General features: G+C 66.5%; 10 protein-coding genes. 5 read left to right on the forward strand and 5 right to left on the reverse strand.

Translation table 11 applies throughout. The features are described 5' to 3' along the window. A partial coding sequence (locus tag AC04MI_RS19975; protein ID WP_476498509.1) for a Bug family tripartite tricarboxylate transporter substrate binding protein occupies positions 1-651 on the forward strand: 651 nt, incomplete at its 5' end. 51 nt (positions 652-702) lie between these two features. On the opposite strand, the gene AC04MI_RS19980 is transcribed toward AC04MI_RS19975, so the two are convergent. After that, entirely contained in the window at positions 703-1182 is a 480-nt protein-coding gene (locus AC04MI_RS19980; RefSeq protein ID WP_436079059.1) for an AraC family transcriptional regulator, read from the reverse strand. Positions 1183-1307: 125 nt separating this feature from the next. Between AC04MI_RS19980 and AC04MI_RS19985 the strand changes: the two genes are divergently transcribed. Together AC04MI_RS19985 and AC04MI_RS19990 are read left to right on the forward strand one after the other, a co-directional pair. Continuing rightward, complete coding sequence (locus AC04MI_RS19985) at positions 1308-2498, forward strand: aminotransferase-like domain-containing protein (protein WP_476498510.1); 1191 nt, start codon at positions 1308-1310, stop codon at positions 2496-2498. A 7-nt stretch (positions 2499-2505) separates the two neighbouring features. Continuing rightward, positions 2506-2733, forward strand: coding sequence for a SlyX family protein (locus AC04MI_RS19990; protein ID WP_008906148.1), 228 nt, complete (start codon positions 2506-2508; stop codon positions 2731-2733). A gap of 14 nt (positions 2734-2747) precedes the next feature. On the opposite strand, the gene AC04MI_RS19995 is transcribed toward AC04MI_RS19990, so the two are convergent. Continuing rightward, positions 2748-3380, reverse strand: coding sequence for a TetR/AcrR family transcriptional regulator (locus tag AC04MI_RS19995; RefSeq protein WP_436079057.1), 633 nt, complete (start codon positions 3378-3380; stop codon positions 2748-2750). Positions 3381-3489: 109 nt separating this feature from the next. Here AC04MI_RS19995 and AC04MI_RS20000 point away from each other — a divergent pair, with 109 nt between their 5' ends. Beyond that, positions 3490-5544 (forward strand): oxidoreductase, encoded by a 2055-nt coding sequence (locus tag AC04MI_RS20000; protein ID WP_436079211.1) that lies wholly within the window; start codon positions 3490-3492, stop codon positions 5542-5544. Positions 5545-5723: 179 nt separating this feature from the next. On the opposite strand, the gene AC04MI_RS20005 is transcribed toward AC04MI_RS20000, so the two are convergent. The 3 genes from AC04MI_RS20005 to pstS form a co-directional block, all read right to left on the reverse strand. After that, positions 5724-6392 (reverse strand): 3'-5' exonuclease, encoded by a 669-nt coding sequence (locus AC04MI_RS20005; RefSeq protein WP_436079056.1) that lies wholly within the window; start codon positions 6390-6392, stop codon positions 5724-5726. A gap of 20 nt (positions 6393-6412) precedes the next feature. After that, positions 6413-7984, reverse strand: a complete 1572-nt coding sequence (locus tag AC04MI_RS20010; protein ID WP_476498511.1) for a CYTH and CHAD domain-containing protein — start codon at positions 7982-7984, stop codon at positions 6413-6415. Between the two features lie 111 nt (positions 7985-8095). Then, positions 8096-9136 carry a phosphate ABC transporter substrate-binding protein PstS gene (gene pstS / locus AC04MI_RS20015; protein WP_476498512.1) on the reverse strand — a complete coding sequence of 347 codons (1041 nt, stop codon included), beginning with the start codon at positions 9134-9136 and terminating at the stop codon, positions 8096-8098. Between the two features lie 353 nt (positions 9137-9489). Between pstS and AC04MI_RS20020 the strand changes: the two genes are divergently transcribed. After that, positions 9490-11088 (forward strand): methyl-accepting chemotaxis protein (locus tag AC04MI_RS20020; protein WP_476498513.1); only part of this gene is annotated, 1599 nt, incomplete at its 3' end.

Below are 11088 nucleotides of genomic sequence, written 5' to 3' on the forward strand. Positions count from 1 at the left end.
CCGTACGACCCCATCAAAAGCTTCACGCCCCTGGCCCTGGTGGCCGACATGGGGCTGCTGCTGGTGGCCCACAACGACACCCCGGGGCAGTCGCTCAAGGACATCGTGGCCCAAGCCAAGGCCGCGCCGGACAAGTTCTCGTACGGCTCCTATGGCACGGGCTCGTCGGTGCACTTTGGCGCCGAGATGCTCAAGACCACTGCAGGGTTTCCGATGATGCATGTGCCTTTCAACGGCAGCTCGCCCAGTCTCACGGCGCTGATGGGCGGGCAGGTGCAACTGGCGGTGGACACCGTGGTGGCATCCACCCCGCTCATCAAGTCCGGCAAGATCAAGGCGATTGCGGCGCTCAGCCCGCAGCGCCTGGCCTTGCTGCCCAACGTGCCCACGGTGGCCGAAAGCGGCTACCCCGGCTTTGACATGGGTTCCTGGTTTGCCTTTGTGGGGCCCGCAGGGCTGCCCGCACCCGTGCAGAAAAAGCTGGAAAAGGCCCTGGCCGAGACCATGGCCTCGGCGGAGTTCAAGAAGAAGATGGTGGACATCGGCCTGACGCCGCTGGGTGGCAATGGCGACGCGCTGCGCGCGCGCATTGAACGCGAGCTGCCACTGATGCGCGCGGTGGCGGCACGGGCGGATATCCGGGTGGATTGACGGTCCGCGCTGAAAAGGGCTACCCGGCCCGTCAGCGCAACCCCATGGGATTCAGCGCGTCCGCTTGACCGGAATACACAGCCAGCACGGAAAGCGCCCCGTGGCCGGGGCCACCGCAAAGTCCTCGTCGTAGATCTCCAGCGCAGCGCGGGGCTCCCATTCCCAGCCGTCGGGGATCTGGCCCGGCGTGCCCATCTGCGCCCAGGCGGCGGCAATCTCGGGCCCCGTGCCCACAAAGTGCATGCAGGCGTAGTCGCCGCCTTCGTAGTCCATCACCTGCACATCGGGCCCGGTGCGCAGGCCCACGCCAATCTGCACCGCTGCGTCATAGCGGCACTGCTCGGGCGGCGTGCAGCCCGGGTCGTCGTGGCTGAAGCCATAGAACTTGGGGCGCGGATCATTCAGCCGGTGGGCGGCACACCAGCTGCCAAAACGCTCCCACAACTCGGTCAGGCCCGGGTGGCCGTAGGCGCCGGTGTGGCGCATGGTGGCAAGGCGCATGCGGGGCAGGGTGCGGAGGGTCAGGGTCATGGCGGGCAGGGCAGTGGCGGTGGACGGAAAACCCAGTTTAGAGCCTCTTGGAAAGACACCGCATGAATCCTGCGTCGCAATTGGCGACAATGCAGAGTTTGTTGCCAACCACTTCTGTCCACGCCATGCAATTTGCCGACCGCCTGAACAACGTMGAAACCTCCGCCATCCGCGARCTYTTCAAGCTGCTGGGCAAGCCCGGCATCATCAGCTTTGCGGGYGGCTTYCCSGACAGCGCSATGTTYGACGTGGAAGGCATCCGCGCAGCCAGCAACGCCGCCCTGGCCGAAGAGCCCGGCGCCGCATTGCAATATGGCGCCACCGAGGGCTACAACCCGCTGCGCGAGCAACTGGCCGCCTTCATGACCAGCAAGGGCGCCAAGGATGTCGCGGCCGACAACCTCATCGTCACCACCGGCAGCCAGCAGGCGCTSGAYCTGCTSGGCAAGACCMTSATCWSSCCCGGCGACAAGGTGATTGTGGAAGGCCCGACCTTCCTCGCCACCATCCAGTGCTTTCGCCTGTACGGCGCCGAACTCATCAGCGCGCCCATCGATGGCAATGGCGTGAAGACCGACGAGCTGGAAAAGCTCATTGCCGAACACAAGCCGAAATTCGTTTACCTGATCCCCACCTTCGGCAACCCCAGCGGCGCCATGCTGAGCCTGGAGCGCCGCAAGGCCGTGCTGGAGATGGCGGTGAAGCACAACACCCTGATCGTCGAGGACGACCCCTACGGCGACCTGTACTTTGGCGATGCGCCACCGCCCAGCCTGCTCAACCTGTCGGCCACCGTGCCCGGCAGCCGCGAGCTGCTGGTGCACTGCGGCTCGCTCAGCAAGGTGCTGTCGCCCGGCCTGCGCGTGGGCTGGATGATTGCTCCGGCCGAGTTGCTGGGCAAGGCCACCATGTGCAAGCAGTTCAGCGACGCGCACACCAGCACCTTTGCGCAGGCCACGGCCGCGCAGTACCTCAAGGCCGGCCGCATGCCTGGCACGCTGGCCCATGTGCGCAAGGTGTATGCCGAGCGCGCCCAGGCCATGGGCGATGCCCTGCGCAAGGAGCTGGGCGACGCCATCGAATTTGTGCAGCCCCAGGGCGGCCTGTTCGTGTGGGCGCGCCTCACGGGTGCAGGCGGCAAGGTGGCCGATGGCAACGTGCTGGCCAAGCGCGCGATTGAAAAGGGCGTGGCCTTTGTGCCCGGCACGCCGTTCTTCTGCGCCAACCCCGACCACGCCACCTTCCGCCTGTCGTTCGCGACGGCCGATGTGGACAAGATCCGCGAAGGCGTCGCGCGCCTGGGCCAGGCGATCTGACGCCTCCATGTCCGACACCAACGATCTCGCCAACGTTCTCCAGCGCCTCGAAAGCCTGGAGATCAAGGCCAGCTTTACCGAAGACCTGCTGGACCAGCTGAACATGACCATCTACCAGCAGCAGCAATTGATCGATCGGTTGACGCACGAGGTCATCCAGCTGCGCCAGCAGGCGCCCGAAGGCGGCTCGAACGGCCCGCGCAACCTGCGCGACGAGCTGCCGCCGCATTACTGATCGGATCGCTCGGTCTACGCCCTGACGGACCGCCACGCTGCGTCCGCCAGCTCTGCGCGGTACGTGGTGGGCGAGGGCAGGCCGCCCTGGCCTGCATTGCCTGACAGCCACGCCCTGCAATAGCTCTGCACCGGCCCCATCACCAGCGACGGCATCAGCTCGCACGGCAGGTTGCGCAGCGCGCCCGATTGGCGGTGGGGCTCGAACCAGGCCACCAGCGCCTGGTTGCGGCGCCGTGCGGCCTCGGCCAGGTCGGGCGTGCGCGGGCCCGCTGCCACTGCGCTGCGCGCCTGGAACATGAACCGCGCCCGCTCGGGCTGCGTCACCACCCAATCCAGGTAGCCCGTGACCAGGGCCAACACGCCCGCCTCCACGCCCTGGGCGGCATCGAGGTGCGCCTGCACGCTGCGCGACTGGTCGTGAAAGATCTCGAAGAACAGCGCTGCCACGATGCCGTCGCGGTTGCCAAAGTGGTGATAGATGCTGCCCACGCTGGCCCCGCAGCGCGCCCGCACTCCGTCGATGGTGACTGCATCCACGCCGCCTTCGGCCGCGCAGGCCAGGGCGGCGTTCAGGATGTCCTGGCGGCGGTCGGTGGTTGCTTCGGCAGGGGACGAGGTGGGGGGCGGGGAATTGCGGCTTGCCATGGAACGGGATTCTAGAATAAAGTTCTAGAAAATACTTCTAGTCCACGATCCTTCCATGCATTCCTCTCCTCCCATGGCCGTTCCTGCCGCCTCTGCAGCCGCTGCCTCCATGCCTGGTGCCGCGTTGTACCCGCACCTGCTTGCCCCGCTCGATCTGGGCTTCACCACCCTCAAGAACCGTGTGCTCATGGGCTCCATGCACACCGGGCTGGAGGACGGGCGCGACCTGTCTCGCATGGCGGCGTACTTCCGCGAGCGGGCCGAGGGGGATGTGGGCCTGATCGTGACGGGTGGCTTTGCGCCCAACATCGCGGGCTGGGCCAAACCGTTTGCGGGCACGCTGGCGACCTCGGGCGCGGCCAAGCGCCACCGCGTGGTGACCGAGGCCGTGCACGAGGCGGGCGGCAAGATCGCACTGCAGATCCTGCACACGGGCCGCTATGCCTACCACCCGCTGGCGGTGGCGCCGTCGCGGCTGCAGTCGCCGATTTCGCCGTTCACGCCGTTCGCGCTGTCGGCGAGCGGGGTGGAGCGCCAGATCCGTGCCTTCGTGCGCTGTGCAGTGAAGGCGCGCGAGGCGGGCTACGACGGCGTGGAGGTGATGGGCTCGGAGGGCTATTTCATCAACCAGTTTCTGTCGCAAGCCACCAACCTGCGGCGCGATGCCTGGGGCGGCGACTACAGCCACCGCATGCGGCTGCCGGTGGAGATTCTGGCCCGCATGCGCGAGGCCGTGGGGCCGGACTTCATCATCATCTACCGCTTGTCGATGATCGACCTGGTGCCCGGCGGCAGCGCGTGGGACGAGATCGTCACCCTGGGCAAGGCCGTGGCCACGGGCGGGGCGAACATCGTCAACACCGGCATTGGCTGGCACGAGGCGCGGGTGCCCACCATTGCCACCAGCGTGCCGCGCGCAGCGTTTGCTTGGGTCACGCAAAAGATGAAGGCCGAGTTCGCGGCGGCGGGCGTCACCACGCCGCTGGTCACGTCCAACCGCATCAACACGCCCGAGGTGGCCGAGCAGGTGCTGGCTGATGGCTGTGCCGACATGGTGTCCATGGCGCGGCCCCTGCTGGCCGATGCGGCGTTTGTGAAGAAGGCCGCGCAAGGACGGGCCGACCGCATCAACACCTGCATCGCCTGCAACCAGGCCTGCCTGGACCATGTGTTCCAGAACAAGACCAGCAGCTGCCTCGTCAACCCGCGTGCTTGCCATGAGACGGAGCTCGTGTACCGCCCCGTGTCGTCGCGCAAGCGCATCGCGGTGGTGGGCGCGGGGCCTGCAGGCCTCACCGCTGCCACGGTGGCTGCCGAGCGTGGCCACGAGGTCCACCTGTTCGACGGGGCGCCCGCCATCGGCGGCCAGCTCAACATGGCCAAGGTGATTCCGGGCAAGGAAGAGTTCCACGAAATGCTGCGTTATCTGGCCACACGCGTGGAGGACACAGGCGTGCAACTGCACCTGAACGAGCGCGTGTTGGCCGCCGACCTGGCGGGCTTTGACGAGGTCATCGTCGCTACCGGTGTGGAGCCGCGCGACCCGAAGATCCCCGGCCAGGACCACCCCAAGGTGCTGAGCTACATCGATGTGCTGCGCCACGGCAAGCCGGTGGGCGAGCGCGTGGCCATCATCGGCGCGGGCGGCATCGGCTTTGATGTGGCCGAGTTCCTCACGCATGGTGAGCACCCCTCCACCACGCTCGATTTGCCCGCCTGGAAGGCCGAATGGGGCATCACCGACCCGGCCGAGGCGCGCGGTGGCCTGGCCGCCAGCGGCCCGCGCGTGACGCCCCCTGCACGGCAGGTGACGCTGCTGCAGCGCAAGAAGGGCAAGCTGGGCGGCGGCCTGGGCAAGACCACGGGCTGGATCCACCGCACCGTGCTGAAGATGAAAGCGGTGGAGATGGTGGGTGGCGTGAACTACGAGCGCATTGCCGACGAAGGGCTGCTGGTCTCGTACGGCGAGAAGCGCGAAGACCCGACCTGGATCCCGTGCGACACCGTGGTCCTGTGCGCGGGCCAGGTGCCGTTGCGCAGCCTGGCGCAGGACCTGGAGGCCCAGGGCCGCAAGCCCCACCTCATCGGTGGTGCGCTGGAGGCCGGCGAGCTGGACGCCAAGCGCGCCATCGACCAGGCGGCGCGGCTGGCGGCCCGGCTGTAGGTCGGCGCGTACATCGCCTGCAGGGGCTCACAGGGTCTCACAGGGCCTGTCAGGCGTGTAGTTGAGGTCTTTTTGGCCGGTAGCGCTAGTGGAATATGCCTGAGCAGCTATATTTTTGATAATGAATACAGGATGGCGACTGCCGTGATGGGTCACGGCGGCTGTGCCCTCCTTATCCCTCAGGCGGACAGATTCAAGGCGTTGAACACCCGCAGCGCTGCCCACGCGTCGTTGGCCGCGTAGACCAGCTGGGCCTCGCTCAGCCGGGCGTTGGCCCAGTTGGAGGTGGCGGCTTTTTTGGACTTGATGAAGCGCCGGTTGAACAGCACCGCCACGGCCCCTTTCACGCCCATGTCCTTGCGGTAGCCGCGTTGGCGGAACACGGTGTTCAGCTCCAGCACATCGGCTGGTTGCACGCCCAGCTTGTGCTGGATGCGCTTGGTGTCGTCACCCAGCCCAAAGCCCGCCTTGGTCACACCCTGCAGGGCCAGCAGCTCGGCCACGCGCGCTCGGCAGCCGGGGTCGTGCAGCTGGAACACCCAGGCCCGCTCCAGCGTAGCCAGTTGCACGATGTGCGGCCCGTCCGACGGCTCATCGCGCACAAAGGTGGGCTTGGATTCGGTGTCAAAACCCCAGGCACTGGCGCTGGCCAGCGCCTGGCAAGCCTGGTCGGCCTGTGCAGGCGTGGCGACCAGCGCAATGCGGTCCAGGCCCAGGCGTTCAAAGGGTTCCAGCAGCGCGATCTGGTCTTTGTCTGGCGTGGGGCGCTGGGTGGTGCGCGCCGAGGGGTGGCGGGGCGCGGAGGGCGGCTGGCGCCGCGAAGGAGGAGAGGCCGTCATGCGGGCCATTGTGCCGTGTGGGTGTCCCTTCAGCGTTTGCCGGTTTTGCGCAAGCGGGGGGCTTCCTCCATCTCACCCAGGGCTTGCTCACAAGCCGCCACCGACTGGGCCTGCCGCCCCGCCAGCCAGCCTGCGCCAAACCAGGCCTTCAGGTCGCCGGACTCTGCAAGCTCGCGGTACAGCGCTGCCGCCACACGCTCGTCATTGAGGCGACCCAATGCCGACAGCGCTGGCTGCAGGCTGTCCAGAAACCGGGCGCTGTGTGCATCCAGCGCGGGCGCCACGAACTCTGTGAGGTAGCGCAGGCGTTTGAGGCGTTTGCGCAGCCGGTGCTGTGCCTGGGGCGTGCGCGTGGCAAAACCCCGTGCGCCTTTTTGCACCTGGGCATGCAGTGCGCGCAGGCGCTGCTGCAGCAGGTGGCGCGTGGCACGGGCGTCCAGGCCTGCTGCGGCGTCGCCCGTGGCGTTCAGCCCTGGGGTGGAAAAGGCCATCAGATATACCAGCGCTTCCTGACAGGCCGCATCGCGCACGATGTGTTGTGCAGCCTGGGCCTCCAAGCCGGTGGCGTCGTTCGGGTGGGTGGACAGGGGCGGCGCTCCGGCATCGCGCAGTTCGGCACCGATGCGTTGCATCACCTGGCTGCGGTCCCGCAGGTGTCCGAGCTGCTGGAACACATGGACCAGGGGCGGCTCCCAGGCGGGGTCAAAGTTGCCCGGGGCCAGCGGCGCCAGCTCGCGCAGGGCGGTGCGCAGGCGGCGGATGCCGATGCGCAGCTGGTGCAGCAGCTCCTCATCACTCGCACCTTCGGCAATGTCGCTGGCGGGGCCCAGGATCTGCTGCAGGCACTGCGCCACCACGGCGCGCTGCAGGGCCTGCCCGGCGGGCAGTTGCTGGTACAGGGGGGGCCGGGGTCGGGCCTTGGGGGGCGAACCGCTGCTGGCTGGGCTGTCAGATGGARTGGGAATGCCCGATGGACTGCCAGCTGCTGCCAGCAGGCGCTCGCCCCGTTCGGCCTTGGACACGGTGCTCAGATACAGCCCGTGCCGCGTGGCCCACTGCGCGGCGAGCGCTGCCAGGCCCGCCACGGGCCCGGCCTTGAGTTCCAGTTCCAGCTCGCAAATGGGGGCCTCTGCCTGCTGGGCTGTGCCCCGGTGGGCCACCACCCGGCCGGTGTCCAGCGCCAGCTCGACCACCGCTCCCTGGCGGGTGATATCGCGTGTCAGCCGGTCCATCTCGGTGCCATAGGTTTCGACGAGGGGGCCACCAGCGGTTTGCAGGGCCTGCTGCAGCCGGGCGCCTGCCACGGTGCCGCTGTGCAACTGGGGCAGGGGTTCGGGCGCGATGCCTTCTATGGCGGGGCCGCGTGCGACGTTGTGCTCCTGCCGGTCCAGCGGGCCATCGCCCAGCGTCTTGACGGTTTGCACCCACTGGTCACCCTCGCGCCGCAGGCGAAACGCAATCCCGCGTGACGCCAGTGCGCCGTCGGGCGTGTCGAAGTAGCGGGCCTCCATGCGGATGGCGACACACCGGCCCCGGCGCACTGCCGCTTGCACGGCAGCCAGACGGTCGGGCGGGATGCAGAACTTGAATTCGATTTCCATGGTGGCGGCATTATCCCGTGGTATCCCCATCGCAGGGCCGCGCCGGATGAAGGGCACGCAGCGGTTATCCGCCAATAATGGAAAACAATGATTCAAGAGAGGGTAGATTGATTATGAAGGGCGATTGAAGGAGGATATCAAGCTCATGCCCAGTGGTTTTCCTTGATTATCCCGGATGGAGGTGATGATTTTGAATGCAGACGCCTGAACCCGGTCTGGCAGGCGGACAAAATTATTTTCTTGCACCAAGGTGTCGCCATTGAGAAACGACCAGAGGATGAACCGGATCGCCTGGGCCGTCTGGTCGGGGTTCTGCGTGACCTTGGGGAACACCACAAACGTGCCCATGGTGATAGGCCAGGCCGATTTACCGGGCCGCTGCGTCAAGGTGCTGTGGAAGACTCCGGTGGCCGACCAATCGCTGTTGGCCAATGCCGCCTTGAAAGCATCGATGGAGGGTTTGACATAACTGCCGTCGGCATTTTTCATCTGCACAGTGGTCAGGCCGTATTCGGCCACATAGCCGTGGTCCACATACCCGATGGCGCCCACCGTGTCGCGCACGCCCTTGGCCACGCCGTCGCTGCCCTTGAAGGCCAGCACACCCGCAGGCCAGGCGATGCTGGTTTTGGCGCCGTACGATGATTTCCATTGTGGGCTCACCTTGCCCAGGTAGTCTGCAAAGTTGTAGGTGGTGCCCGACCCATCGGCCCGCACCACCACCTTGATCGGCAGGTCGGGCAGGGAGACATCGGGGTTCAGTGCGGCGATCTCTGCCGCGTTCCAGCGGGTAATCTCGCCCATGAAGATGCGGCTGAGAGCCTCACCCGTCAGGCGCAGCTGGGTGTTTTGCACCTTGGGCAGGTTGACGATGGGGCTGATGCCGGTGATGGCCACGGGCAGCGCCAGCAGGCCGTGCTCCAGCAAGTCCTTCTCTGCGGGGTACACGTCCGTCGCGCCAAAACCGACGGCCTGTTGCTGGATTTTTTTCATGCCCGCGCTGGAACCTACCGGGTCGTAGTCCACCGCGCTGCCAGTGGCCTTGGCATAGGCCTTGGCCCAGTTGCGGTAGATGGGCGCCGCCGCCGACGAACCAGCGCCCGTCACGGTCTGTGCGCTGGCCAGGCCCGCCTGCACAAGGGCGACGGTCACCAGCAAAAGGAAGTAAATATATTTCATGTGTTTTATGTAATGGTTTTTATGAATAACGATATGCCATGCACGATTTCAGGTGCAGTGAAATTCACGCGTGTTCATTGAGCAGACAGGCAGATTTCGGTGCCGATCCTAGCAAAATGACAGCGATTTGAAGCATTGGCCTGAACGGCTAAGGTTTCTTGCTGAGTCACTAATCTGTCATTTGAAACAATTAGTATCTTTCGCATCCCATCGGGGGCTTGGTGCACGGCGGGTGGTTGGCTTACCCCCCGCAGCAACACGCGTTCGCTCCCACAAGGCGGCGGCGCCCTGGTGGAGCTTCACGAAAGATTCAGATGCTTCAAAAATTGAAAATTGGTACCCGCCTGGCCCTGGCCTTTGCCGTGCTGCTGTTGCTGATATCGGCCCTGGCGGCCGGTGGCATCAGCGGGGCCAAGCGGTTGACCGAGCGCAGCGCTGCCTTGTATGGCGACCGCACCGTGCCCATGGGCGTGCTGGCCGAGATCAGCCACCTAACGCAGCGCAACCGCGTGCTGGTGATGGACATGTTGATGGACCCCGGCACCAGCAACCTGGAAGCCAGCCATGCGGCCCTGACCGCCAATGTCGAGCGCATCCAGACCCTGTGGAAGGACTACGCCGCCAAACCGCTGGGGGCGGAGGAACAGGCCCTGGCGCAGGCCTTTGCCGATGCCAATGCCACCTATCTGGACAAGGGCCTGATCCCGGCGTCGGCCGCGCTGGTGGCCGGCAAGTACGACGACGGCTCGGAGCTGTACATCACCCAGATCCGCCCCAACGCGCTCAAGGTGCAGGACGCCATCGAGCGCCTGGTGGCGCTGCAGATCAACGTGGCTGCGGCAGAGTTTGACGGGGCGCGTGCCATGAGCGACACCATCCACTGGTGGATGCTGGCCGCCACCGCCCTGGCATTGCTGGCAGGTGCTGCGATGGCCTGGGTCATCACCCGTTCGATCTCGCGGCCGCTGCGTCAGGCCGTGGTGCTGGCACGCACCGTGGCGGGGGGCGACCTGACGGCGCAGATCGATGTGCGTGGCAACGACGAGACCGCCGAGCTGCTGGGGGCCCTGCGCGAGATGAACCACCAGCTGGTGCGCGTGATCACCGAGGTGCGCGCCAGCACCGAGACGGTCGCCCACGAGGCCGTGGTGATGGCGGGCGGCACCGAAGACCTGGCACGCCGCACCGAGGTGCAGGCATCCAATCTGCAGGAGACGGCCGCGTCGATGGAGCAGCTGACCATCACGGTGCAGCACAACACCGACAACGCCCAACGTGCCACCGCCCTGGCGCAGGAGGCCAGCAGCGTGGCCAACGAAGGCGGCAGCGTGATGCGCGATGTGATCGCCACCATGCAGGAGATCAAGACCCAGTCGCAGAAGATCACGGACATCATCAAGGTGATCGACGACATCGCCTTCCAGACCAATCTGCTGGCGCTGAATGCGGCGGTGGAGGCCGCGCGCGCGGGTGAGCAGGGCCGGGGCTTTGCGGTGGTGGCTGGCGAGGTGCGGGGCCTGTCGCAGCGCAGCAGCATGGCGGCCCGGGAGATTCGCGGCCTGATCTCGGCCAGCGTGCAGGGTGTGGAGCGCGGGTCCACCCTGGTGGGGCAGGCGGGCGAGCGTGTGGCCAACACCGTGCTCCATGTGAACCAGGTGGTGTCGCTCATCACTGCCATCAAGGATGCCGGGCAGGAGCAGGCCCGGGGCATTGCCCAGATCGGAGAGGCCGTGCGCCAGCTGGACGCGGCCACGCAGCAGAACGCTGCGCTGGTGGATGACAGTTCGTCCGCCTCGACCGGCATGAAGAATCAGGTGAGGCGCCTGCTGGAGGTGATTCACCAGTTCCGCCTGTCGCCGGATATGCCCCTGCCTGGTGCAGGCGCACCCTTGCTGGAAACGGCAGGGTTGCCCCCTGCTGTGGCT

The organism is Acidovorax sp. LjRoot204, assembly GCF_056175785.1.

What these genes read in the sequence shown, in the direction of transcription:
- AC04MI_RS19980 (WP_436079059.1), bottom strand. Translation starts at nt 1,182, where the DNA reads ATGACCCTGACCCTCCGCACCCTGCCCCGCATGCGCCTTGCCACCATG.
- AC04MI_RS20005 (WP_436079056.1), bottom strand. Translation starts at nt 6,392, where the DNA reads ATGGCCCGCATGACGGCCTCTCCTCCTTCGCGGCGCCAGCCGCCCTCC.
- AC04MI_RS19990 (WP_008906148.1), top strand. Translation starts at nt 2,506, where the DNA reads ATGTCCGACACCAACGATCTCGCCAACGTTCTCCAGCGCCTCGAAAGC.
- AC04MI_RS19995 (WP_436079057.1), bottom strand. Translation starts at nt 3,380, where the DNA reads ATGGCAAGCCGCAATTCCCCGCCCCCCACCTCGTCCCCTGCCGAAGCA.
- AC04MI_RS20000 (WP_436079211.1), top strand. Translation starts at nt 3,490, where the DNA reads ATGCCTGGTGCCGCGTTGTACCCGCACCTGCTTGCCCCGCTCGATCTG.